This window comes from Stenotrophomonas sp. TWI1409, from assembly GCF_039673015.1.
Lineage (GTDB): Bacteria > Pseudomonadota > Gammaproteobacteria > Xanthomonadales > Xanthomonadaceae > Stenotrophomonas > Stenotrophomonas maltophilia_A.
Map to the genome: position 1 here is coordinate 1 of NZ_JBDJKU010000063.1, position 23,715 is coordinate 23,715.

At 67.0% G+C, this 23,715-nt stretch carries 20 protein-coding genes; 18 read left to right on the forward strand and 2 right to left on the reverse strand.

The features are described from left to right. Positions 1-81 precede the first annotated feature (81 nt). Positions 82-813, forward strand: coding sequence for a hypothetical protein (locus ABE423_RS16955; protein WP_019337678.1), 732 nt, complete (start codon positions 82-84; stop codon positions 811-813). Beyond that, positions 813-1,436, forward strand: a complete 624-nt coding sequence (locus ABE423_RS16960) for an HAD family hydrolase (RefSeq protein WP_346486867.1) — start codon at positions 813-815, stop codon at positions 1,434-1,436. The genes ABE423_RS16955 and ABE423_RS16960 overlap by 1 nt, the downstream gene beginning before the upstream one ends. Positions 1,437-1,538: 102 nt before the next feature. Here the strand turns inward: ABE423_RS16960 and ABE423_RS16965 are convergent, their stop codons facing one another. Next, positions 1,539-2,477, reverse strand: a complete 939-nt coding sequence (locus ABE423_RS16965) for a carbohydrate kinase family protein (RefSeq protein WP_049463230.1) — start codon at positions 2,475-2,477, stop codon at positions 1,539-1,541. Between the two features lie 283 nt (positions 2,478-2,760). Here ABE423_RS16965 and ABE423_RS16970 point away from each other — a divergent pair, with 283 nt between their 5' ends. From ABE423_RS16970 to ABE423_RS17010, 9 genes are all read left to right on the forward strand, one after another. Next, complete coding sequence (locus ABE423_RS16970) at positions 2,761-3,807, forward strand: rod shape-determining protein (RefSeq protein WP_005419402.1); 1,047 nt, start codon at positions 2,761-2,763, stop codon at positions 3,805-3,807. A gap of 121 nt (positions 3,808-3,928) precedes the next feature. Continuing rightward, positions 3,929-4,957 carry a rod shape-determining protein MreC gene (mreC, locus tag ABE423_RS16975; protein ID WP_346486861.1) on the forward strand — a complete coding sequence of 343 codons (1,029 nt, stop codon included), beginning with the start codon at positions 3,929-3,931 and terminating at the stop codon, positions 4,955-4,957. Next, entirely contained in the window at positions 4,954-5,439 is a 486-nt protein-coding gene (gene mreD, locus ABE423_RS16980) for a rod shape-determining protein MreD (protein WP_032130319.1), read from the forward strand. Before mreC ends, mreD begins: the two co-directional genes overlap by 4 nt. Positions 5,440-5,442: 3 nt before the next feature. Continuing rightward, on the forward strand, positions 5,443-7,518 hold the full coding sequence (gene mrdA / locus ABE423_RS16985) for a penicillin-binding protein 2 (protein ID WP_180838666.1): 2,076 nt from the start codon (positions 5,443-5,445) through the stop codon (positions 7,516-7,518). Next, positions 7,515-8,627 carry a rod shape-determining protein RodA gene (rodA, locus tag ABE423_RS16990; RefSeq protein ID WP_032130317.1) on the forward strand — a complete coding sequence of 371 codons (1,113 nt, stop codon included), beginning with the start codon at positions 7,515-7,517 and terminating at the stop codon, positions 8,625-8,627. The genes mrdA and rodA (ABE423_RS16990) overlap by 4 nt, the downstream gene beginning before the upstream one ends. A 192-nt stretch (positions 8,628-8,819) precedes the next feature. Continuing rightward, positions 8,820-9,899, forward strand: a complete 1,080-nt coding sequence (gene rodA, locus ABE423_RS16995; protein ID WP_049421382.1) for a rod shape-determining protein RodA — start codon at positions 8,820-8,822, stop codon at positions 9,897-9,899. Positions 9,900-10,959: 1,060 nt separating this feature from the next. After that, positions 10,960-12,105, forward strand: a complete 1,146-nt coding sequence (gene mltB / locus ABE423_RS17000; RefSeq protein WP_180838665.1) for a lytic murein transglycosylase B — start codon at positions 10,960-10,962, stop codon at positions 12,103-12,105. Then, complete coding sequence (locus tag ABE423_RS17005) at positions 12,102-13,376, forward strand: septal ring lytic transglycosylase RlpA family protein (RefSeq protein ID WP_049400490.1); 1,275 nt, start codon at positions 12,102-12,104, stop codon at positions 13,374-13,376. The genes mltB and ABE423_RS17005 overlap by 4 nt, the downstream gene beginning before the upstream one ends. A gap of 100 nt (positions 13,377-13,476) precedes the next feature. Next, positions 13,477-14,697: a D-alanyl-D-alanine carboxypeptidase family protein gene (locus tag ABE423_RS17010; protein WP_032130313.1), complete on the forward strand. Its 1,221-nt coding sequence runs from the start codon at positions 13,477-13,479 to the stop codon at positions 14,695-14,697. A 174-nt stretch (positions 14,698-14,871) separates the two neighbouring features. Here the strand turns inward: ABE423_RS17010 and ABE423_RS17015 are convergent, their stop codons facing one another. Then, a complete protein-coding gene (locus tag ABE423_RS17015; protein WP_032130312.1) occupies positions 14,872-15,945 on the reverse strand; it encodes a lipid A deacylase LpxR family protein in 1,074 nt (357 codons plus the stop codon). A 261-nt stretch (positions 15,946-16,206) separates the two neighbouring features. On the opposite strand from ABE423_RS17015, the gene ABE423_RS17020 reads away from it, so the two are divergent. The 7 genes from ABE423_RS17020 (at position 16,207) to gnd (ending at position 23,665) form a co-directional block, all read left to right on the forward strand. Further along, a complete protein-coding gene (locus ABE423_RS17020; protein WP_005411067.1) occupies positions 16,207-16,485 on the forward strand; it encodes a YbeD family protein in 279 nt (92 codons plus the stop codon). Next, a complete protein-coding gene (gene lipB, locus ABE423_RS17025; RefSeq protein WP_032130311.1) occupies positions 16,473-17,183 on the forward strand; it encodes a lipoyl(octanoyl) transferase LipB in 711 nt (236 codons plus the stop codon). Before ABE423_RS17020 ends, lipB begins: the two co-directional genes overlap by 13 nt. A gap of 18 nt (positions 17,184-17,201) precedes the next feature. Beyond that, positions 17,202-18,212, forward strand: a complete 1,011-nt coding sequence (gene lipA, locus ABE423_RS17030) for a lipoyl synthase (protein ID WP_049421379.1) — start codon at positions 17,202-17,204, stop codon at positions 18,210-18,212. 252 nt (positions 18,213-18,464) lie between these two features. Continuing rightward, positions 18,465-20,642 carry a carboxy terminal-processing peptidase gene (locus ABE423_RS17035; protein WP_032130309.1) on the forward strand — a complete coding sequence of 726 codons (2,178 nt, stop codon included), beginning with the start codon at positions 18,465-18,467 and terminating at the stop codon, positions 20,640-20,642. A gap of 242 nt (positions 20,643-20,884) precedes the next feature. After that, positions 20,885-21,493: a DUF2242 domain-containing protein gene (locus ABE423_RS17040; protein WP_032130308.1), complete on the forward strand. Its 609-nt coding sequence runs from the start codon at positions 20,885-20,887 to the stop codon at positions 21,491-21,493. Positions 21,494-21,510: 17 nt separating this feature from the next. After that, positions 21,511-22,749 carry a hypothetical protein gene (locus ABE423_RS17045; RefSeq protein WP_125893463.1) on the forward strand — a complete coding sequence of 413 codons (1,239 nt, stop codon included), beginning with the start codon at positions 21,511-21,513 and terminating at the stop codon, positions 22,747-22,749. 10 nt (positions 22,750-22,759) lie between these two features. After that, positions 22,760-23,665, forward strand: coding sequence for a phosphogluconate dehydrogenase (NAD(+)-dependent, decarboxylating) (gene gnd, locus ABE423_RS17050; protein ID WP_014648435.1), 906 nt, complete (start codon positions 22,760-22,762; stop codon positions 23,663-23,665). The last annotated feature ends 50 nt before the right edge of the window (positions 23,666-23,715 follow it).

The window sequence follows — 23,715 nt, forward strand, 5'->3', positions numbered from 1 at the left end:
AGCCATGCTCGACTGCTGTTGAAGCGCCAGTCGAGCATGGCTCGACTCTACAGAAATGCGAAAACACGAAGGACCTCCGCCATGAAACGACTGATCCTGCTCACCGCCTGCACCCTGGCCCTGGCTGCCTGCAGCAACCCCGAGGAAGAGCGCAAGGCGCAGGAAGCCGCCGCAGCCGCCGTGCAGGCACAGAAGGAAGCCAAGGCCGAAGACGTGGCCAAGCAGTACGACATGGCCGTGGCCGCACAGGACTGGGAGCGTGCGCGCCTGCATGGCGCCTCGCTGCTGGACCAGTACAAGGACACCGCCGCCGCCGAGCGCATCGCCGCCGGCTTCGACGAGGTCAAGGCCAAGGGCGATGCTGCGCGCGACCTGCGCCGCATGCAGGCGCTGTGGCAGTACAACCAGATCCCGGTGGGCAACAAGGGCAACCAGGTCTCGGCGCAGATCTACAGCAAGGAACGGGTGGACGTGGATGGCAGCGGTGCCAAGCCGGTGCAGCTGGTGTTCCGCGATCATCCGGAGTGGAAGCGGCATGCCTACCTGGTGCTGCAGGCCGGCGATTTCCGTTGCCCGCAGTGCACGGTGAAAGTAACCGTGGACGACGGCAAGCCGATTTCCATGGCGGCCTGGCGCCCGAAGACCGATGAAGCCATCGCGCTGTTCATCACCGACCAGAAGGCACTGTGGAAGCTGGCGCGCAAGGGCAAGTCGATCAGCATCGAGTTCCCGGTCAAGGCCGGCGGCACGCGTACTGCCGTGTTCGAAACCGGTGGTGTCGACGCCAGCCGCATGCCGCAGTGGTGGCAGTGATGGTTGCGGCGGGCAGCGCAGTGCACGCGTTGTCCGCGATCCGGCACTGGGTGTTCGACATGGACGGTACGCTGACTGTCGCCGTGCATGATTTCGCCGCGATCCGCCGCGCGCTGCAGATCGCCGCGGAGGAAGATATCCTCGACCATATCGCAGCGCTGCCGGATGCGCCGGCGCAGGCCAAGCGCGAGTGGCTGCTGGATCACGAACGTGCGCTGGCCGAGGAGGCACTGCCGGCGCCGGGTGCGGTGAAGCTGCTGCGCGCGCTGTCGGCGGCGGGCTGCCGGCTGGGCATCCTGACCCGCAACGATCATGCGCTGGCGAAGCTGACCCTGGACGCGATCGGGGTCGGGGAGTTGTTCGACGATGCCGACATCATCGGCCGCGATGAAGCGGTGCCCAAGCCGTCGCCGGATGGCCTGCAGCAGCACCTGCAGCGTTGGGGCATCGCGGCGGCAGAGGCGGTGATGGTGGGAGACCACGCCTATGACCTGGAGTGCGGGCGCGCCGCGGGCGCCCATACCGTGCTTGTCAACCTGCCGGAGAACCCGTGGCCGGGCAGTGCCGACTGGCATTTCGCTGATTGCCGTGCACTGTTGGCCGCCTGGCAGCAGAAGGGGTAGTGCCGGCCGCTGGCCGGCAGTGTCGACCAAGGTCGACACCTACCAGGGCACAGGGTGTCGACCAAGGTCGACACCCACCGAGCGGGTGCGCGGGCAGTTCGTTTACGCGCCCAGCGCGTAACCGAACTGCTGCTTGAACTGCTCGTTGAACTCGTCAAAGGTGAAGCGCTGGTTCTGCGTGCCCGGGTGCTCGACCTTCAGCGCGCCCATCAGGTTGCCCATGCGGCCGATGGTCAGCCAGTCGTAGCCCTTCTGGATGCCGTAGATCAGGCCCGCACGGAAGGCGTCGCCACAGCCGGTCGGGTCGACCACGCGGCGCTCGTGCGCCGGCGGGATGTCGTAGCTCTTTTCCGGGGTGTGGATGACCGCGCCCTTCGGGCCGCGGGTGGTGATGTAGGCCTTGACCCGGCTGACGATCTCCTTCTCGTCCCAGCCGGTGCGTTCCTGCAGGAGGTTCGACTCGTAGTCGTTGACCACCACGTAGTCGGCCTGGTCGATGAAGGCGCGCAGCTCCGGGCCGTTGAACAGCGGCATGGCCTGGCCCGGGTCGAAGATGAACGGAATACCGTCTTCGTGGAATTCCTGCGCGTTCTGGATCATGCCTTCGCGGCCGTCCGGGCCGACCAGCCCCAGAGTCACGCCCGGTACGCCACGCACGTGGTTCTCGTAGGAGCGCATCATCGCGCCCGGGTGGAAGGCGGTGATCTGGTTGTTGTCGTGGTCGGTGGTGATGAACGCCTGCGGGGTGAACAGCTCATCAATCACGCGCACGCGCGACAGGTCGATGCCCAGGCCGTCGAAGTATTCGCGGTACGGGCCGAAGTCCGAACCCACGGTGCCCATCGGGATCGGCTGGCCGCCCAGCAGGTGCAGGTTGTAGGCGATGTTGCCGGCGCAGCCGCCGAACTCGCGGCGCATGCGCGGCACCAGGAAGGACACGTTCAGGATGTGCACCTTGTCCGGCAGGATGTGATTCTTGAACTGGTCCGGGAACACCATGATGGTGTCGAAGGCAAGAGAACCACAGATCAGAGCGGACATCGATGTAAGCCTATGCGGTGAATTTTGGGGTGGGCCGGCCCGGTTCGGCGGGCAAGCAAACGGCGCCCTTGGGCGCCCGACGGCGCAAAGGTTACCCGCTGGTGCCGCTCAGGGCCAGAACCGGGTGAGACCCGATCAGGCCGAAAGCCTGTGAAGACGCGGGTTCAGCTAGTTTTTTCCTTGCTCGGCGGCAGGCGGGTTGCTAGGCTTGTCGGCCTCGATTTCTGCCCATTTTTTCGCCATCCCGCGGCGGGCACGACACCCCTCAGGACTCCTTCCTCAGATGTTCAAGAAACTCCGTGGCATGTTCTCCAATGACCTGTCCATCGACCTGGGCACGGCCAACACCCTCATCTACGTGCGCGGGCAGGGGATCGTGCTGAACGAGCCATCGGTCGTGGCCGTGCGTCAGGACCGTGCCATTGGTGGCACCCGCTCGGTGGCAGCCGTAGGCGCCGAAGCCAAGCAGATGCTTGGCCGTACCCCGGGCCACATCACCACCATCCGCCCGATGAAGGACGGCGTCATCGCCGACTTCACCTACACCGAGGCGATGCTCAAGCACTTCATCAAGAAGGTGCACAAGTCGCGCGTGCTGCGCCCGAGCCCGCGCGTGCTGGTCTGCGTGCCGGCCGGCTCGACCCAGGTCGAGCGCCGCGCGATCAAGGAATCGGCCGAGGAAGCCGGTGCCCGTGACGTGTTCCTGATCGAAGAACCGATGGCCGCCGCGATCGGCGCCGGCATGCCGGTTACCGAAGCCCGTGGCTCGATGGTCATCGATATCGGCGGCGGCACCACCGAAGTGGCGGTGATCTCGCTCAACGGCATCGTCTATTCGGCCTCGGTCCGCATCGGCGGCGACCGCTTCGACGAGTCGATCACCAACTACGTGCGCCGCAACCACGGCATGCTGATCGGTGAAGCCACCGCCGAGCGCATCAAGGTCGAGCTGGGCTGCGCCTACCCGCAGGCGGAAGTGATCGAGATGGAAATCTCCGGCCGCAACCTCGCCGAGGGCGTGCCGAAGATGATCAAGATCAGCTCCAACGAGGTGCTCGAGGCCCTGCACGAGCCGCTGTCGGGCATCGTCAGCGCGGTCAAGCTGGCGCTGGAACAGACCCCGCCGGAACTGTGCGCCGACGTCGCCGAGCGCGGCATCGTGCTGACCGGTGGTGGCGCCCTGCTGCGTGACCTGGATCGCCTGATTTCCGAGGAAACCGGCCTGCACGTGCAGGTGGCGGACGATCCGCTGACCTGCGTGGCCCGCGGCGGTGGCCGTGCGCTGGAGCTGGTCGACATGCACGGCAACGAGTTCTTTGCGCCGGAATAAGCCGTCCCGGCTGCCTGCGCCCGCAGCGCCCCTCCGGGGTGCGGCCCACCATGAGGGTAGGCCGGCACCGGCGGGGCGTCCGCGTGTTTCCCTTCCGCCTTCTGCCAGTTGAATCGTTGCCGTGCCGCCCTACGCCGGACCTCCCGTTGCTTCCCGATCCGGTGATGCCGCCAGCCCGCTGCGTCTGCTGGCTTATCTCGCACTGGCCATCACCCTGATCGTGCTTGACGACCAGGCCGGCTGGCTTGCGCAGCTGCGCGGGCAGGCCAACAGCCTGGTGCAGCCGGTATGGGCACTGGCGGGACTGCCGGGCAAGCTCGGCAACCAGGTCAAGGACTCGGCGGCCAGCCACGGCCAGCTGGTCAACGAGAACCGTGAACTGCGCAACCAGCTGCTGCTGGCCAACGCCCGCCTGACCCGCCTGCAGACCGCCGCGTTGGACAACGCCCAGCTGCGCGAACTGCTGAACGTGGCCGAGCGCAGTGGCCTGGACGTGCAGCTGGCGCCGATCCTGGACATCGACCTGGATCCGGTGAAGCAGCGCCTGGTGCTCGACGCCGGCAGCCGCGAAGGCGTGCACGTCGGCCAGGCGGTGATCGATGCCGGCGGTCTGATGGGCCAGGTGATCAGCGTCACTGGCGGTACCTCCACCGTGCTGCTGCTGACCGACCCCGACCATGCCGTTCCGGTGACGGTGGCCCGCAACGGCGTTCGCCTGATCGTCTACGGCCGCGGCGACAAGCTGGAACTGCGCGACATCCCGCTCAGCGCCGGCGTGGAAGTGGGGGATGAGATCGTCACCTCCGGCCTCGGTGGCCGCTTCCCGGCCGGCTTCCCGGTCGGCACCATCACCGGCCTGCGTCCGGACGATACCCATGCCTTCCTGGTCGGCGAACTGAAGCCGGCGGCGCAGCTGGATCGCGGCCGCGACGTGCTGCTGCTGCGCCCGGGTGCAGCAATTCGCTTGCCTGCGGTCAGCGAACTGCCGCCGACTGCACCTTCGGTGCAACCGGCCCCCGCATCCTCCCTTACCCCCGCGCCTTCGGCGCGCCCCCCTCAACAAGAGGGGGGCTCTCCACCCGATGCTGGGTCGGCGACGGTAGTGCCGGCCGCTGCCCGGCAACCGACCGCGCCGGAGGCCCAGCGATGAGCCGCCTGCGCGACAACCCGTGGGTGCTGCCGGCCAGCCTGGTGGTGGCGCTGCTGCTGGGCCTGCTGCCGTTGCCGGCGCTGCTGCAGCCGCTGCGCCCGTATTGGCTGGCGCTGGTGCTGGCCTATTGGGTGATTGAAGCGCCTGAGCGTGTCGGCCTGGGCGTCGCTTTCGCCAGTGGCGTGATCGCCGATCTGCTGTACGGCGGTGTACTCGGCGAACAGTCGCTGCGGCTGGTGATGCTGGCCTTCATCCTGCAGCGTTTCCGCGCCCGCATCCGCTTCTTCCCGATGTCCCAGCAGATGCTGGCCATCGGCGGCCTGCTGTTCAACGACCGCATCGTCAGCGCGCTGGTCCACATCGTGGTGGATGAGCCGACCCTGCCGTGGTCGTACTGGTGGGCACCGCTGCTGGGCATGGGCCTGTGGCCGCTGGTATTCGTGCTGCTGGACGCGGTGCGCTTCGGCAAGCGCGGGCGCTGAGCCATGATCCCGCGCCGCCAGGTCAAGAACCCCCACGCCGAAGCCGAACAGTTCCGCCGCCGCGCGGCGCTGGGCTTCCTGGGTGTGCTGGTCTGCCTGCTGGGCCTGGGCGGCTGGTACTTCAAGCTGCAGGTGCTGGACCACGACGTCTACGCCACGCGCTCGGAAGCCAACCGCATCAAGCCGCGGCCGGTGGTGCCCGGGCGCGGCATGATCTACGACCGCAACGGCCGCCTGCTGGCCGAGAACGTGCCGGCCTTCCGCCTGGACGTGACCCCGGACAAGGTCAAGGACATGGACGCCACCCTGGAAGGGCTGGCGAAGATCATCAGCATCAGCCCGGAAGAACTGGAAGCGTTCAACAAGTCGCGCAAGGCGCGCCGCAAGTTCCTGCCGGTCACGCTGAAGCTGCGCATGAGCGACGAGGAGATGGCACGCTTCGCCGTCGACCGCTGGCGCTTCCCCGGCGTCGAGCTGGAACCCTATCTGACCCGTCGCTATCCCTATGGCGACCTGTTCGCGCACATCATCGGTTACGTCGGCCGCGTCGATGACAAGGACCTGGAAATCCTCGGCGAGGGCAATGCCGCGCTGACCCACATCGGCAAATCCGGTCTGGAGCGCTATTACGAGCAGCAGCTGCGCGGCAAGGTCGGCTACGAGCAGGTCGAGACCAACGTGCAGGGGCGTGCGATCCGCACCATCGGCCGCGTCGCCGCGCAGTCCGGCGCCGACCTGCGGCTGTCGATCGACGCCGACCTGCAGCGCGCCATGGTGGCCGCCTTCGGCGACCAGGAAGGCTCGGCGGTGGCGATGGACCCGCGCACCGGCGAAGTGCTGGCGATGGTCAGCCTGCCGTCCTACGACCCCAACCTGTTCGTCAACGGTATTTCCCATGCCGACTTCAAGGCGCTGAACGACAACCCGTCGCGGCCGCAGTTCAACCGCCTGGTGCTGGGTGGCGTCGCGCCCGGTTCCACGCTGAAGCCGCTGATCGGCCTGGCGGGCCTCGATTCGGGCGTGCGCCGCCCGGAAGACAAGGTGCTGTCCACCGGCATGTTCTACCTGCCCGGCACCTCGCGTGGCTGGGGTGACTCGCACCGCGGCGGTCACGGCTGGACCGACCTGCGCAAGTCGATCGCGCAATCGGTCAACACGTACTACTACAAGCTGGCGCTGGATCTGGGCATCGAGCGCTTCGACCATTACATGGAGTACTACGGCTTCGGCCAGCCGACCGGCATCGACCTGACCGGCGAGATCGGGGGCATCCTGCCGTCGCCGGCCTACAAGCGGAAGAGCCGCAAGGAAGCCTGGTATCCGGGCGATACAGTCAACATCAGCATCGGCCAGGGTGACTGGAAGGTCACTCCGCTGCAGCTGGCGCGGGGCGTCAGTGGGCTGGCCAACGGGCAGCTGCGCACGCCCCATCTGGTGATCCAGCAGCGTGCGGGGTTCGACCACGACTGGATGGCGACCGACCCGGGCGAGAGCAAACCGGTCAGTCCGAACCCGAACAACCTGCAGGCGGTGCGCGAAGGCATGATGGCCACCATGCTGCCTGGCGGCAGCGCTGCGCGGATGGCGGCCGGCGCGCCTTACACGATGGCCGGCAAGACCGGTACCGCGCAGGTCATCAGCCGCAAGGGTACCGCCGCGGTGAATCCGAAGAGCCTGCCGATGCACCTGCGCCACCGCGCGTTGTTCGTCGGCTTTGCGCCGGTCGAACAGCCGGTGATCGCGCTGGCGATCGCAGTGGAGGGCGGTGGTTACGGCGGCGCGGCGGCAGCGCCGATCGCACGCAAGGTGTTCGACGCCTACCTGCTGGGCAAGATGCCCGAAGGCATGCAGCCGCTGGACAGCGAGCGCGGCACCACCGCCATCGGTGCAACCGCATTCGACAACGAAGATGTGGGCGCGCGCCAGGCCGGTGACCTTGCTGCGGCACAACTGGGGGAACACCCCGTGCTGATTGGCGTGCCTGCGCCGGAACCGGCACCCGCACCGCAGCCAGGGACGCCGGCCGCCGCGGCGTTGCCGGCCACGCCACGCCCGACCACCGCGGAGCCCGCACGATGAGAGTGTTCCTGCGTTGGGCCGGCGACATGCTGCGCCGCTTCTTCAGCACGCTGGACTGGGTATTGTGCCTGGCCCTGGGCGCGCTGATGGTGATCGGCCTGGCCACCTTGAAGAGTGCCGGTGGCGACGGCCTGGTGATGGCCCAGGGCGCGCGCTTCGCAGTGGGTATGGCCGCGCTGTGGGGCATCTCACGGGTACCGATCCTGCGTATCCGCTCGGCCACACCGATGATCTACGCGATCTCGATGATCCCGTTGCTGGCGGTGTTCGTGCTCGGCACCGGCAAGTACGGGCGGCAGTGGCTGGACCTGAAGTTCTTCTACCTGCAGCCGGCCGAACTGCTGAAGGTCAGCCTGCCGATGATGGTGGCCTGGTACCTGCACAAGATGCCGTTGCCACCGCGCTTCAATACCGTGCTCGTGTCCCTGGTCATCATCGGCGTACCGACCGGCCTGGTGATGCTGCAGCCGGACTTCGGTACTGGTGTGCTGATCGCCGCCAGCGGCGTGTTCGTGTTGCTGTTGGCCGGCCTGCCGTGGTGGTGGGTCGGGCTGGGCGTAGGTGGCGTGGCTGCGGTCGCGCCGGTGGCCTGGTTCTGGCTGCTGCGGCCGTACCAGAAGGACCGCATCATGATGTTCCTGGACCCGGAGATGGATGCACTGGGAGCCGGCTGGAACATCATCCAGTCGAAGATCGCGATCGGTTCCGGCGGCTTCGATGGCAAGGGCTGGGGCGAGGGCTCGCAGTCACATCTGAACTTCATTCCCGAGCAGACCACCGACTTCGCGTTCTCGGTGCTGAGCGAGGAGTTCGGCTGGATCGGCGTGGCCACCGTGCTGGCGCTGTACCTGGTGGTGATCGGGCGCTGCCTGTGGATCGCCAGCCAGTCGCGCGATTCCTATTCGCGCCTGCTGGCCGGCGCCACCGGCCTGGCGTTCTTCGTCTACGTGCTGGTGAACGGCGGGATGATCTCCGGCCTGCTGCCGGTGGTGGGCGTGCCGATGCCGCTGATCAGCTATGGCGGTACCTCGGCGGTCTCGCTGCTGGCCGGCTTCGGGTTGGTGATGGCCGTGCGTAGCCACAATCCAGTGCACGGCGGCTACGGGTAACACCGGCCCCGCGCTTCGTCGCGCTTCCATATGCTCGCTTGCTTCTCGCTGTTCTGTAGAGTCGAGCCATGCTCGACTGCTTCTGCTGCATGAAAGGCAGTCGAGCATGGTTCGACTCTACAGACGCAGAAGCACCCTGACAGCTTCACGCAAGCGCGCGTTGTTACCGTGGCCAGCGTGGACTGGAAACGAATGCTTGGCGGCTGCCGTGAGGCGGTGCGCACGATCGACCTGCCGTTGCTGGTCGCGTTGTTGATCCTGATGGGCGCGGGGCTGGCGGTGCTGCACAGCGTTTCCGGTCCGGTCACCGGGCAGGCGGCGCGCTTCGCCGGTGGCCTGCTGGCGATGTGGCTGCTGTCGCGTGTTTCGCTGCTGCGCCTGCGCGCGTGGACACCGGCGCTGTACGCGCTGTCGATGCTGCCGCTGATGGCGGTGTATGTGATCGGCACCGGCAAGTACGGGCAGCGCTGGCTCAACCTCGGCGTCTTCTACCTGCAGCCCTCCGAGCTGCTCAAGCTCAGCCTGCCGTTGATGATGGCCTGGTACCTGCACCGGCAACCGCTGCCACCGTCACCACGCACGGTACTGACGGCCGCAGTGCTGATCGGCGTTCCCGCCGTGCTGATCCTGATGCAGCCCAACCTCGGCACCGCCACGCTGGTCACCGCCAGCGGCGTGTTCGCGTTGTTGCTGGCGGGCCTGCACTGGGGCTGGGTGGCCACCGGCGCGGTGGGGCTGGCGGTGGCCGCGCCACTGGCCTGGCTCGGCGTGTTGCGGCAGTACCAGAAGGATCGCGTACTGACCTTCCTAGACCCGGCAGCAGACCCGCTCGGCACCGGCTGGAACATCCTGCAGTCGCGCATCGCGATCGGTTCCGGTGGCTGGCAGGGACGTGGCTGGGGGCAGGGCACCCAGGCCACACTGGATTTCCTGCCCGAGTACACCACCGACTTCGCGTTTTCGGTGCTGGCCGAGGAGTTCGGCTGGATCGGTGTGGCGACGCTGTTCGCGCTGTACCTGTTCGTGGTCGGGCGTTGCCTGTGGATCGCAGTGCACGCGCGCGACACCCATGCGCGGTTGCTGGCCGGCAGCCTGGGGCTGGCGTTCTTCGTCTACGTATTGGTGAACGGTGGAATGATTTCCGGCCTGCTGCCGGTGGTGGGCATTCCGATGCCGTTGATCAGTTATGGCGGGACATCAGCGGTCTCGCTGCTGGCCGGCATTGGACTGGTGATGGCGGTACGTGGGCACCGACCCGTGCACGGGGGATAGGGTTTCCAGCCAACGGCGCAGCCCCTCGTGGGTGGTCGCGCAAAGCAGTTCATGGGTGGGGCCGGGTAGATGGGCTGCGCAGGGGACGCTGCAAGTACGTCCATGTAAGCTCGGTCGCCGCATCCATGCGGCTCACGCCCCTGCGCAGCCCATCTACCCGGCCACGGACAGGTTCCGTGCGCGTCCACCCACGGAGAAGAAAAAGAAGATCAAAAGCAAAAGCGGCCTGGCGGGTCGCTTCCTTGCTTTGTGTAGAGCCGAAGGCAGCGGCAGGAGCCGCTGCCAACGTCGCCCACGGCGACGGCCCGAAGGGTGCCGGTCAGGACGACCGGCATAGCCATGCTCGGCTCTCGAGCAAGCGCAGCGCGCGACCCGCTTGTGATCTTCTCTTTCTTCTCCGTGGGTGGCAGACCACCGAAATCTGTCAGAGGGCGGTCGGGTTGGGTATGCGGGGGTGTCAGCCGCATGGATGCGGCTGCCAAGCCTCCAGGGACGGATTCACGGCGTCCCCCGCGTACCCAACCCGACCGGCCCACCCGCGGCTTCTGCTTTCCGCAACACACCCCACCCACGAGGGGCTGCGCCGTTGGCTGGAAACTTCCTGACTCTGCGCAACGCCCGTTGTGGAAGCGTTCTCACAACGATGCACGGCAGCACGCCCACTGACCAAAGTCCGGAAAAAGCGTTAGCTGGTTCACACTTTTACAGCGCGTTGATCCTGATCAATGGACTTGTCGTAATCGGCCTGCACAATGGCGGCCCGTTCGGCACGGCGCGCCGTCAATCGTTGCAGCGCGAGGGGGCGTCGGGCGGGAAGCAGTACTGATCCAACGGGTACAGGGAGCGCGGAGCACTGCCACTGGGGAGCGGCAGCCGCGCGGGTACCGACCGGATCCGGTCGCCGGTTGCGTCTGCGGGGATGGGGACGCAACCGGCAACCTCTATCTGAATGGGGAAGTGTGATCACGACGTCTTCACATTTCCCGCTGCTCGCAGGCAAATCGTTGTGATTCATGGTGTTAGGGGTTTTAATTCATCCATGACCTGCTAACCTGCGACGATGATTCGACGCACTCTGGCCTGCATGCTCACCCTCGGCCTGGTCGCCTGCGCGACCCAGCCGAAGTCCCCACCGTCTTCGCCCCAGGCCAGCAGTACGCCGCGCCAGCCCGCCGCCAAGGCCCATGGCCCGGCCGAGGCCGCGCCCGAAGCCGCTGCCGCCACCGCGCCGCCGGTCGATCTCACCCCGGTGCCGTTCGAGGTCGCACGGGCCCGCTTCATTGCCGATACCGCCAAGCGCTATGGCCTGAAGCCGGAGCAGATCAGCAGCGTGCTCGACCAGGCGCAGGTGCGCCAGCCGATCATCGCCGCGATGTCGCGCCCGGCCGAACGGGTCAAGCCGTGGAACGAGTACCGGCCGATGTTCATCAGCAAGGCGCGCATCGATGGCGGCCGCGCGTTCCTGGCCCAGCATCGCGCCGAACTGGATCGCGTCCAGCAGCGCACCGGTGTGCCGGCCGAAGTGATCGTGGCGATCATCGGCGTGGAAACCAGCTACGGGAAGAATGCCGGCAGCCACCGCGTGCTGGATGCGCTGTACACGCTGGCCTTCTATTACCCGCGCAGCGGCGACCCGGCCAAGCTGGAACGCGAAGTGCGCCGCGAGCTGTTCTTCCGCGATGAGCTGGCCAAGCTGTTCGAGCTGGGCCGCGAAGAGAACCTGGACATCACCACGCTCAAGGGCAGCTATGCCGGCGCGATGGGCATGGGCCAGTTCATGCCGTCCAGCTACCTCGATTACGCGGTGGACGGTAATGGCGACGGCCGTCGCGACCTGTTCACCAGCTACGACGACGTGTTCTCGTCCATCGCCAACTACTTCGTGAAGAAGGGTGGCTGGGTGCGTGGCGGGCAGGTGGCCGTGCCGGCCACGTTGGCGCCGGGCCGCGAGGAATTCAATCCGACCGAATGGATGCCGACCTGGTCGCTGGCCGACCTGGCGAAGCGTGGCTACCAGCCCAGCGCAGCGGTGCAGCCGGACGCCACCGCCACGCCGATCACGCTTGAAGGCAGCACCGGCAAGCAGTACTGGCTGGGCTTCCAGAACTACTACGCGATCACCCGCTACAACCTCTCGAAGATGTACGCGATGGCCGTGTTCCAGTTGTCCCAGGCCATCGCCGGACAGGAGCTGCCCCCGGCATGAACATCAGATGGCTGGTCCCAGGCTTGATCGTCCTCGCGCTGGCTGCCTGCAGCAGCGCGCCGAAGAAGCCGGCCACGGCCGGCCATGGTGGCAAGTCCGGCGGCACCCTGGTGCAGGGTCGTGGCTCGCGCCCGGCACACTGCCCGGAAGGATCGCCCTACGCGGCGGCCAAGGAAGACCTGAGCACCCGCGGCAACTACACCGCCGGTGGCCTGTACAAGCCGGGCGTGCGCGACAGCACGCCGGACTACATTCCCAACGTGGCCTGCATCCCCGAGCCGGAAGTGACCGCGGAAGAACGCTCGGCGATCGGCAACAAGACGCCGTACGTGGTGCTGGGCAAGTCGTACAAAGTGCTCGACGACACCCGCAACTATGTCGAGCGTGGTACTGCGTCGTACTACGGTGCCAAGTTCCATGGCCGCCTGACCTCCAACCGTGAGGTCTACGACATGTACCAGTTCACCGCTGCGCACAAGACGCTGCCGCTGCCCAGCTTCGCCCGCGTGACCAACCTCGACAACGGTGAGTCGGTGATCGTGCGCGTCAACGATCGCGGTCCGTTCCATGATGGCCGCGTGGTCGATCTCAGTTATGCCGCTGCCGTGCGCCTGGGCATCACCCAGCGCGGCACCGGCAACGTGGAAGTGCGCGCGCTGCAGCCGGGTGAGGGCAACCTGCTGGCGCAGAAGCCGTCGCGCCGCGAGCGTCGTGCTGCGGAAGCGGCCGCCGCCAGCGCTGTAGCCAGTGCGCGCCCGGCACCGACCGCGCGTGCCGCCGCCGACAGCGACATCGATCGCCTGGTCAAGGGGCTGCCGGCCGATGGCATGCCGGCGCGTGGCCAGCCGGCCACCACCCAGGGCGTGGCCAGCACCGTGCCGGATGTGGCGGTCAGCAGCCTGCCGCCGAGTGCTCCGCCGGTGCGCAGCACCACATACGCGCCAGCTCCGGCGGTCGTTGCCAGCACCACGCCGCGCGCCGCTGCGCAGGCACCGGTCCGCACCGCCGCCGCTACCCCCAGCCTGTCGCAGCAGGTGGTGGGCGCAGTCATGGTGCAGGTTGCCAGCTTCTCCAACCGTGACAACGCCAACCGCGCGATGGGCCAGCTCAACGCCGCGGGCATCGTCGGTGCCACCATCAGTGACATCGCCGCCGGTGGCCGTACGCTGTTCCGCCTGCGCGTTCCCGCCAGCGACCATGCCAGTGCCGCGGAACTTGTCGGCCGCATCGCCGGTCTGGGGCTGGGTTCGCCGCAGATCGTCAAGGATTGATCCACCCGGGCCGGTGCTGCCGGCCCATGCTGCCCCGGCCTTACAATGGCCGCTACGTTCCACCCTCCATTCCCGGCCGTCCCCTGGAGCCTGCTGTCCAATGAATTTCCGTTCCGCCGCCACCGCCCTGGCCGCCACCCTGGTGGTGGGCCTGGCTTCCGCCCAGACGCCGCTGCCGACTCCGGCCACGCCGGCGCCTGCCGCCGCCGCTGCCGCCCCGGCCACCGTCGCCACTCCGCCGGCGCCGGCGCCGAGTGTGTCCAAGGCCTGGGTGCTGATGGATTACGCCACCGGCCAGGTGCTGGCTGGTGAAAACATCAACGAACAGCTGGCTCCGGCCAGCATCACCAAGGTGATGACGTCCTACGTGATCGCCGCCGAGGTCAAGAACGGCAAGGTCCGTGCGGATGACCAGGTGATGATGAGCGAACGCGCCTGGCGCGAAGGTGGCGCGGGTACCGATGGCAGCTACAGCGGCTTCCCGGTCAACCAGACCGCGCGCCTGGAAGACATGGAAAAGGGCATGGCGATCCAGTCCGGCAACGACGCCGCGATCGCCCTGGCCGAGCACGTGGCAGGCAGCGAAGAAGCTTTTGCGTCGCTGATGAACAGCTATGCCGCCAAGATCGGCATGAAGAATTCGCACTTCGTCAACGCCCATGGCCTGACTGCGCAGGGCCACCACAGCACCGCCTACGACCTGGCGCTGCTGGGCCGTGCGATGGTGCGCGATTACCCGGAAACCTACGCGTACAACAAGATCAAGGAATTCCAGGTCGGCAACATCAAGCAGCCGAACCGCAACCTGCTGTTGTGGCGCGATGGCAGCGTGGACGGCATCAAGACCGGCCACACCTCGGAAGCCGGTTACTGCCTGATGAGCTCGGCCCAGCGCGGCGACCAGCGCCTGATCGCCGTGGTGCTGGGCGGCCAGTCGGAAAAGCAGCGTGCCGATGACAGCCTGGCCCTGCTGAACTGGGGTTTCCGCTTCTTCGAGACCCACCGCCTGTACGAGCCGGGCAAGGCCGTGGCCGAGCACAAGGTCTGGAAGGGCACCACCGACAAGGTGCAGCTGGGCGTGGCCCAGCCGATGCTGGTGAGCGTGCCGCGTGGCCGTTACAACGACCTGAAGCCGAGCATCGACGTGCCCAAAACCCTGGAAGCACCGTTCACCGCCGGCCAGCAGATCGGCACCGTGAAGGTGATGCTGGATGGCAAGCTGGTGGCCGAAGCGCCGCTGGTGGCGGTGGCTGCCGTCGAACAGGCCGGCTTCTTCAAGCGCCTGTGGGACAGCTTCTGGATGTGGTGGGAATCGGAATGATCCACGCCCCGGCGTGGTGAAGGAAAAGGCCGGCAAATGCCGGCCTTTTCTGTTTCGGGATGCCGCTTGCGCATGAATCCTGCCGGATGTGGGTAGTGCCGGCCGCTGGCCGGCTCCTCATGAACCCATCCGGATATGCCGGCCCCGGTGTGCCGACCAACGGTCGGCACCTACCTACAGCGAGCGGCTGATGGTGAAGCTGCCGAACACCGGCGCTTCGCGCTGGCCGTTGAACTCGCGCGTGCTGTGGTAACGCGCCGCGGCGAACTTCCAGCGTCCGTACATCACCGCCACGCCATAGCCGCCGTAGGCCACCACATGGCGCTTGTCCACACTGTGGCTGTTGCGGAACGTGTTGCCATCCAGCGTGATGTCACGGATCACCCAGGCGGCGTCCGAGGTCGCGAACAGGTGCCAGGACCAGCCATTGGGACGGCCGCCGCGGGTCGGCGCAGTGTTCTCACCGGCCGGGCGCAACGGCGTGCTGCCGAAGTCGTCCGGCAGCTTCCAGCCGAAGCGCACTTCACCGCCGAGATTGGCCTTGGTTTCGAGGTTGCCGATTGATCCGCCGTAGTGGCTGATCGCGTCCCAACCCCAGCCGTCGGCATTGACGCTGGCATCGCCCGGCCAGCGGCGCATGCGCTCATGGGTCAGCATGAACAGGGGCTCGTTGTGCAGCTGGTTGTCCCAGCCCTTGAATTTCTCGTCGCCCAGTACTTCGTGCACCGCATTTTGCACCTGCTTGCCCTGTGCCCACGGGCCAACCACGCCCAGCGTCAGCTGGGTGGTCTGCAGGCGGTCGCCGCTGCGCGCATTGAAACCGAAGTTTGCGATCAGTACGCCGGCGTAAGGGCGGTCGTCCTCGATCAGGTCCCTGCGGCTGAAATCGGTCGGGGTGAAGATGCCCTGGCCGATGCTGAAGATCATGTTCTGTTGTTCGAACTTGCCCGGATGCAGCCCTTCCAGGTACTGGTTCACCCAGCGGGCCATGCGTGGCAGGCAGGGGTCGTCGGTGTAATCGACCAGATTGGGCGAGACCAGGGTCAACAGTGCACCATTGGTATAGCCCTGGTCCTGGTGGCGGCCGCCGAACAGGTCGTTGTCAACGCGGAAATTGACCTGCGGAGGGTGGTCGCGCATCGCGTCCGGGCCACATTGTTCGGCCGCCTGGGCGGCGAGGGGGAGGGCAGCAGCCAGCAGGCCGGACAGCCCGAGGGCTGCAAGGCGGCGTTGGGAAGGGGGGCTCATGTGGAGGTTTTTTCTGTCTGTCGTTATATGCCGCGACACGGTACTCGTGCGGGCGTGATGGAACGAGCGCGTTCGAATCACTTGTCTGTTCCGAAAACGACATTGTCTCGTGAAGACAATCCTGCACTGTCCTGCGGCGCCCCAAGGGGCAACGGCCAATGCTGAACGGCCGTTCAGCTTCAACGCAGCGACTCACCGGTGCACTGTTTGACGTTGATGAATACTCTTGGGTTTGTTGGCCTGCGGCCCGATAATGGGGGCATGGAAATCAAGTCCGACAACCCCGACCACGGCTTCCAGTTCCCCGGCCAGTTCGAGCTCAGTGCCATGGGCCCGGCCAACCGCGGCCTGGAACATGAGCTTCCCCGCCTGCTGCTGGCTGCCGGCATCGATGTGGTGAATGAACGCATCAGCTGGAAGCATTCCTCCAACGGCAAGTACGTGTCCGTGCGCATCGTGTTCAAGGCCGAGAGCCGCGAACAGTACGACCTGGCGCACCAGGCACTGCGCGACCACCCGGAAGTGAAGTGGACGCTGTAGCCGACAGCTGCCCGGCCGAAGCCGCCCCGGAAGACCGCGCGCCGCGCCCGGCGCTGGTCCGCGACCTCGGCCGCCAGGCCTATGAACCGGTGTGGCGCGCCATGCAGCGCTTCACCGACCAGCGCAGCGAGGCCGACGCCGATGAGCTGTGGGTGGTCGAGCACGACCCGGTATTCACCCTGGGCCAGGCCGGCAAGGACGAGCATGTGCTGGCGCCGGGCGAGATCCCGGTGCTGCACGTGGACCGCGGCGGCCAGGTGACCTATCACGGCCCCGGCCAGCTGGTGGTCTATCCGCTGCTGCGCCTGCCACGGCTGGGCATCGGTGTGCGCGACTACGTGTGCCGCATCGAGCAGGCCATCATCGATACCCTGGCCGAGTGGAACATCGGCGCCGAACGCCGTGAGGGCGCCCCGGGCGTCTACGTCGGTGGCGCCAAGATCGCCGCGCTCGGCATCCGCGTGCGCCGCGGCTGTACCTTCCATGGCCTGGCCTTCAACGTGGCCATGGACCTGGAACCTTTCCACCGCATCAACCCCTGTGGCTATCAGGGGTTGCAGGTGACCTCGGTAGTAGACTTGGGCGGGCCCTCCGGGATGGAGGCCGTCAAGCCGGTGCTGCTGGACCACCTGGCCCGCCAGTTCGGCCTGCTGCTGCAGCCCACGCCCGAACTGCCTGATCTTTCTGCGGCCGCCTGACCGCCCCCCGGAACTGCCATGACTGAAACCACCGCCCGTTCCATTCCCCTGCAGATCGTGCAGGGCGACTCTCCGTCCGCCGCGCCGTTGCAGGCCGGGGTCAAGCAGCTGGGCGGTGACAAGATCAACCGCTCGCCGGTGCAGTTCGCCGATGCGCCGGTGCTGCGCAAGCCGTCCTGGATCCGCGTGCGCATTCCCTCGGGCAATGCGGTGCAGAACCTGAAGGCCAAGCTGCGCGAGAACCGCCTGGTGACGGTGTGCGAGGAAGCCAGCTGCCCGAACATCCACGAGTGCTTCGGCCACGGCACGGCAACGTTCATGATCCTCGGCGAGGTCTGCACCCGCCGCTGCTCGTTCTGCGACGTCGCCCACGGCCGCCCGAAGCCGCCGGATGCCAACGAACCGGCCAGCCTCGGCCAGACCGTGGCCGACATGGGGCTGAAGTACGTGGTGGTGACCAGCGTCGACCGAGATGACCTGCGCGACGGCGGTGCCCAGCACTTCGTCGACTGCATCAGTGCCATCCGCGCGAAGTCGCCGGGCACCCGCATCGAAGTGCTGACCCCGGACTTCCGCGGCAAGGGCCGCATGGAGCGCGCGCTGGAGATCCTGGCGCAGAACCCGCCGGACGTGTTCAACCACAACATCGAAACCGTGCCGGACCTGTACCGCAACGTGCGCCCGGGTGCGGACTACCAGTGGTCGCTGAACCTGCTGAAGAACTTCAAGGCGCAGCACCCGGACGTGCCGACCAAGAGCGGCATCATGCTGGGCCTGGGCGAAGAGTTCGAGCAGATCAAGGCCACCATGCGCGACCTGCGCGCGCACGACGTGGACATGATCACCATCGGCCAGTACCTGCAGCCGACCGCGCATCACCACCCGGTGCTGAAGTACTGGACCCCCGAGGACTACAAGGCGCTGGAAGACTACGGCTACGAGCTGGGCTTCAGCCACGTGGCCTCCGGCCCGATGGTGCGCTCGTCGTACCACGCCGACGTGCAGGCCAAGGGCGCCGGCGTCTCCTGAGGTGGGTGCGGACCGTTGGTCCGCACGCCTTCGCCAAGCACGGCCCGGCGCTGCCAATGGGTGCCACCACCATCGTGGGTGCGGACCGTTGGTCCCACGCCTTCGCCTGCATTCACAATTTGCTACACCGGCCCGGCTAGGCTGGTTTTCCACCGAGCGCGGCCGGGTGACAAACCCGGCAACTTTCGGCACTGTCGTGGTGTCTTAACACCCCGCAGTCTCCCCCTTGGCAAGGCGCCTTCGAGCACGTCAATGAAATTCAAAGCCCCCGCATTCCTGATGGCCCTGGCGCTGGTCGCGCCGCTGGCGCTGGCGGCCAAGGCCGATTCGCCGGCATTGCCCGCTGCGGCAACCGCCGATCAGGTGACCACCTCCAAGCTGGTGTACGGCCTGCTGTCCGACAGCCGCTACGCGTACCGCCCGCGTGCGCTGGACGAGGCCACCTCCAAGGACGTGTTCAAGCGCTACCTGGAGACGCTGGACGGCGGCAAGCAGTACTTCACCCAGGCCGACGTGGCGCGCTTCGCGCCGTTCGAAGCCAACATTTCCTCGGCCATCCGTGGCGGCGAGCTGGAGCCGGCGTTCCAGGTGTTCGCGGTCTACAAGCAGCGCGTCGGCGAACGTGTGGCCTACGCGCGCAAGCTGCTCAAGCAGGAGCCGGACTTCACCACCGACGAGCGCTTCGAATACGACCGCAAGAAGGTGCCGTGGGCGGCCAGCAGTGCAGAGCTGGATGAGCTGTGGCGCAAGTCGGTCAAGAACGACTGGCTGCGCCTGAAGCTGGCCGGCAAGAAGCCGGACGACATCCGCAAGACGCTGGACAAGCGCTACGCGACGCTGGAGAAATCGGTCAATGAACTGAAGGGCGAAGACGTCTTCCAGTTCTTCATGAACTCGTACACCAGCGCCGTTGACCCGCACACGGATTACTTCACCCCGCGCACCGCCGAGAACTTCAACCAGGCGATGTCGCTGTCGCTGGAAGGCATTGGTGCGCAGCTGCAGCGCCAGGACGACGTAGTGGTGATCCGCGAGATCATCGCCGGTGGCCCGGCCGCAGTGGATGGCACGCTGAAGCCGGGTGACCGTATCGTCGGCGTCGGCCAGGGCAAGTCCGGCCTGGTCGAGGACGTGATCGGCTGGCGCATCGACGACGTCGTGGCCAAGATCCGCGGCGCCAAGGATACCCAGGTCAAGCTGGAGTTCATCCCGGCTGCTGAGGGCGCCGACGGCAAGCACCACACCCTGGTGCTGACCCGCCAGAAGGTGCGCCTGGCCGAACAGGCCGCCAAGGGCGAGACCATGACCATTCCGGCCGCCAATGGCGAGCCGGCGCGCAAGGTCGGCGTGATCAAGCTGCCGACCTTCTACCAGGACTTCGAAGGCCGTCGCCGCAACGCGGCCGACTACGCCTCGGCCACCCGCGACGTGGCCAAGCTGCTGGCCGGCTTCAAGAACGACAAGCTGGACGGCGTGGTGCTGGACCTGCGCAACAACGGTGGTGGTTCGCTGGATGAAGCCATTGAACTGACCGGTCTGTTCATCGAGCAGGGCCCGGTGGTGCAGGTGCGCGAGTCCGGTGGCCGCGTCACCGTCAACAGCGACCGCAACCAGGGCGTGGCATGGGATGGCCCGCTGGCAGTGCTGATCAACCGCGGTTCGGCCTCGGCTTCGGAAATCTTTGCCGGTGCCATCCAGGATTACGGCCGTGGCCTGGTGATCGGTGAGACCAGCTTCGGCAAGGGCACCGTGCAGAACATCGTCGACCTGGACCGTTGGCCGAGTGGCGAGACCCAGCGCTTCGGCCAGGTGAAGCTGACCATCGCCCAGTTCTTCCGCATCAGCGGCAGCAGCACCCAGCACAAGGGTGTGGTGCCGGACCTGGCGTTCCCGGCCAGCGTCGATGCCACCGAGTTCGGCGAGAGCACCTACGACAACGCGCTGCCGTGGACCCGCATCGCTGCCGTGCCGCACACCCAGTACGGCAACTTCGCGCCGCTGCTGCCGAAGCTGGAAACCCGCCATGACGCGCGCATCGCCGCCGACAAGGAATTCCAGTGGTGGAACGAGGACGTGCAGCAGTTCCGCACCGAGGCCGCGAAGAAGTACATCTCGCTCAACGAGGCCACCCGCCGCGCCGAGCGTGAGCGCCAGGACACCCAGCGCAAGGAGCGCCAGGCGATGCGCAAGGAGCTGGGCCTGGCCCTGGACCCGCTGGCCGATGACAGCAACGACGACGGCCTGACTGGCAACGAGCGCGACATCGTCAAGGATGCCGCCCGCGAGAAGGCTGCCGAGAAGCGTCCGGACCCGCTGCTGCGCGAGTCGGCCTCGATCCTGGCCGATGCGGTGAACCTGCTGGCCAATGATCGCCCGCTGTCGGCGCAGGTGCTGCCGCAGTCGACCGGCGCTGGTCGCTGGGCGGACTGAGCCGGCGACGGCATGTGATACCCGAGGGGCCGGCATTGCCGGCCCCTTTCTGTCTGGGGACCTCGTTCACGGTAGTGCCGGGCCATGCCCGGTGAGCGAAGTGCCACAAACGACTTAATCCCCTCCGTCCCCTTTTCTGTGCATGAACCGGCAGCAACGGGGTGGCTCGGTCACGCCGGTTTCAACCTGCCGCACACGGCCGCAGGGCTACCCTTGGCGGTACCGTCCTCGCAGGAGTACCCATGCGGGCCTCCCGTCTTTCCAGTGCTGCCGTGGCGCTCGCCAGCGCCCTGATCCTGTCGGCCTGTGGTGGCCGCGCCGCCGACAGTACGTTGCTGCGCGAATCCTTTGATTCCGGCGACACCTTCTCGCGTACGGTCGATGGCCGCCCCGGTGACGCCTGCGAGGCCGCGCGGCGCACCCTGCTCAGCCAGGGCTACGCCATCGCCCGCTCCGACGAAGCGCAGGTGGAAGGCAACAAGAACTTCCAGCCACGCGAGGATGATCACGAGCAGCTGGTGCTGCGCATCTCGTGTGCCCCGCGTGGCAGCCAGACGCTGGTATTCGTCAGCGCGGTGCAGGACCGCTATGCGCTGAAGAAGAGCCCGACGTCGGCCAGCGTGGGCGTGGGTGCATTGGGCTCGGTGTCGCTGCCGTTCGGCAGCAATGACGATTCGCTGGTGAAAGTGGCCAGCAGCACCGTCACCGATGCCGGGTTCTATCAGCGCTTCTTCCAGCGCCTGCAACAGTACCTGCCGGCGGATGCTGGCAAACCCGCACCGCCTGCGCTCGCGCCGCCCGAGCCTGCATCGTCCGAGCCCGCACCGGCCCGCAGCACGGATCAAGGGTGATCGTGCGCGGCACGTTGATGGGCGTGGCACTCCTGCTGATGCCCGCGCTGGGCATTGCGTCCGCAACGCCGGACTGCACGCAGGGCCTGCTGCAGCGGCTGGGATGGCGCTTTGACGAGGTCACGGCCGGTGCACCACAGGTGCACGGCGGCCCGGTGTGTACACGTGCCTCGCTGGCTGAAGCACAGGCGGCAGGCGATCTGCGCGTGGGGTGGCCGGCCGGAATGTCCGCTGCAGCACGCCAGGCGTTGCTGCAACAGTTGCTGGACGATCCAGCCACGGTCTGCGCCTATGCCTTCGAACTGGGCGCGGCCACGCAACGTGCGGCTTCGGCACTGCAGGACAACCCCACCTTCCGCTTCTCCGGCCCGCAGCTGGGCTGGATCGGCTTCGGCCTGCAGGGCCCACGCGCGCAAGGCTGGCAGCGCACACGCAGTTTCGGTCGTGGCTTCGTGCCGAGCGCGGGTAACAGTCATGCACTGGAGGCGTTCTACAGCGGTGCCGTGCGTGCCGAATGCGGGGTCGGCCGCCAGGTCGCGCAGCTGGCTACGCAACGAGAGCTTTATGGTGATGCCGCGTTCGATACTGAGTTCGCAGCGGATGAACTGTCGATCGGCACCTTCCTCGCCCTGCACGATACCGACAGCATCCTGCTCGGCGCACATGCCGGCGATTTCTTCGCCGATGGCAAGGCGGTGCGCACCTCGGCGATGGGGCGGCAGGCCTTCGTTGGCGTGCCCGGTTTCATCGAACATGTGTACGACAAAGGCACGCTGGACGACCTGAGCAACCAGGCCGAGAACTTCGTGGTAGCCGACGTGGGCGCAGATGCTGCGCAGGCACTGGCGATGCACGGTGGGCTGGCCTGGTACGACCAGCGCAATGTCGAACTCTGGAAACTCGCGCAGGGTATCCCGCGCATCGGCCAGCGCTACTTCGAGCGCCTGCTGTTCGAGCGCGATCCCAACCTTCGTGCACGGCTGGAACCGCGCTACCACGACACGCTGGCACGCATGGACCAGCTGCTGGACGATCCGTTCTACCAGCAGTTCGTGATCTATGTGCATCCACGCGGTATACGTCCCATCGGCTACCACATCGCCCGCCTGCTCGATCGCAACCCGCGGACGCCGTTTTCGATCGACCTGGCGGTGCACAATCTGCATACCACGCTCTACCGGCGTTGGCGCGAGGCGCAGCTGCGCCAGTGCGCGGCTACCGGCAGGCCAGGCAGCCTGACCCTAGACCCCAACTGAAGGTGAAACAATGGACATTGCAATGATCGGCCTTGGCCGCATGGGCGCCAACATGGCCCAGCGCCTGCATCGCGGCGGCCACCGCGTGGTCGGCTACGACCCGGGCGAGGGTGCCCGCCAGCGCGCTGCCGAGGCCGGCCTGGAAGTGGTTGATTCGCTGGCCGCCGCGGTTGCCGCGCTGCCGGTGCCGCGCGTGGTGTGGCTGATGGTGCCGGCCGGCGAAACCGTCGACCAGACCCTGGGCCAGCTGACCCCGCACCTGGCCGAGGGTGACATCGTCATCGATGGCGGCAACTCCAACTACCAGGACTCGATCCGTCGCGCCAAGGCACTGGCCGAAGACGATCTGGGCTACGTCGACTGCGGCACCAGTGGTGGCGTGTGGGGCCTGCAGGAGGGCTACAGCCTGATGGTCGGTGGCGAAGCGTCGGTGGTGGAGCAGATCGCACCGCTGCTGCGCACGCTGGCACCGGCCGAAGATCGTGGCTGGGGTCGTGTCGGCCCGTCCGGCGCTGGCCACTTCACCAAGATGGTCCACAACGGCATCGAGTACGGAATGATGCAGGCCTACGCCGAAGGCTTCGCGCTGATGGAGCGCAAGCAGGAAATGGAACTGGACCTGGCCCAGGTCGCCGAAGTCTGGCGCCACGGCAGCGTGGTGCGTTCGTGGCTGCTGGACCTGAGCACTGAAGCCCTCAAGCGCAATCCCTCGCTGGATGGCATCGCCCCGTACGTGGAGGATTCCGGCGAAGGCCGCTGGACCGTGGCCGAAGCGATCGCGCTCGATGTGCCGGCACCGGTGATCACCCTGTCGCTGCTGGAACGCCTGCGCTCGCGCGAATCGAATTCGTTCACCGATCGCCTGCTGTCGGCGATGCGCAATGAATTCGGCGGCCACGCCATCAAGAAATCGTAAGCACCGCGGTGGGGGGGGGGGGGGGGGGGGGGGGGGGGCGGGCGCGGGGC

Bases quoted from the DNA above. Each gene is read 5' to 3' on its own strand.
- ABE423_RS16955 (WP_019337678.1), top strand. From the start codon at position 82: ATGAAACGACTGATCCTGCTCACCGCCTGCACCCTGGCCCTGGCTGCC.
- ABE423_RS16960 (WP_346486867.1), top strand. From the start codon at position 813: ATGGTTGCGGCGGGCAGCGCAGTGCACGCGTTGTCCGCGATCCGGCAC.
- ABE423_RS16965 (WP_049463230.1), bottom strand. From the start codon at position 2,477: ATGTCCGCTCTGATCTGTGGTTCTCTTGCCTTCGACACCATCATGGTG.
- ABE423_RS16970 (WP_005419402.1), top strand. From the start codon at position 2,761: ATGTTCAAGAAACTCCGTGGCATGTTCTCCAATGACCTGTCCATCGAC.
- mreD (WP_032130319.1), top strand. From the start codon at position 4,954: ATGAGCCGCCTGCGCGACAACCCGTGGGTGCTGCCGGCCAGCCTGGTG.
- mrdA (WP_180838666.1), top strand. From the start codon at position 5,443: ATGATCCCGCGCCGCCAGGTCAAGAACCCCCACGCCGAAGCCGAACAG.
- rodA (WP_032130317.1), top strand. From the start codon at position 7,515: ATGAGAGTGTTCCTGCGTTGGGCCGGCGACATGCTGCGCCGCTTCTTC.
- rodA (WP_049421382.1), top strand. From the start codon at position 8,820: ATGCTTGGCGGCTGCCGTGAGGCGGTGCGCACGATCGACCTGCCGTTG.
- mltB (WP_180838665.1), top strand. From the start codon at position 10,960: ATGATTCGACGCACTCTGGCCTGCATGCTCACCCTCGGCCTGGTCGCC.
- ABE423_RS17005 (WP_049400490.1), top strand. From the start codon at position 12,102: ATGAACATCAGATGGCTGGTCCCAGGCTTGATCGTCCTCGCGCTGGCT.
- ABE423_RS17010 (WP_032130313.1), top strand. From the start codon at position 13,477: ATGAATTTCCGTTCCGCCGCCACCGCCCTGGCCGCCACCCTGGTGGTG.
- ABE423_RS17015 (WP_032130312.1), bottom strand. From the start codon at position 15,945: ATGAGCCCCCCTTCCCAACGCCGCCTTGCAGCCCTCGGGCTGTCCGGC.
- ABE423_RS17020 (WP_005411067.1), top strand. From the start codon at position 16,207: ATGGAAATCAAGTCCGACAACCCCGACCACGGCTTCCAGTTCCCCGGC.
- lipA (WP_049421379.1), top strand. From the start codon at position 17,202: ATGACTGAAACCACCGCCCGTTCCATTCCCCTGCAGATCGTGCAGGGC.
- ABE423_RS17035 (WP_032130309.1), top strand. From the start codon at position 18,465: ATGAAATTCAAAGCCCCCGCATTCCTGATGGCCCTGGCGCTGGTCGCG.
- ABE423_RS17040 (WP_032130308.1), top strand. From the start codon at position 20,885: ATGCGGGCCTCCCGTCTTTCCAGTGCTGCCGTGGCGCTCGCCAGCGCC.
- ABE423_RS17045 (WP_125893463.1), top strand. From the start codon at position 21,511: ATGGGCGTGGCACTCCTGCTGATGCCCGCGCTGGGCATTGCGTCCGCA.
- gnd (WP_014648435.1), top strand. From the start codon at position 22,760: ATGGACATTGCAATGATCGGCCTTGGCCGCATGGGCGCCAACATGGCC.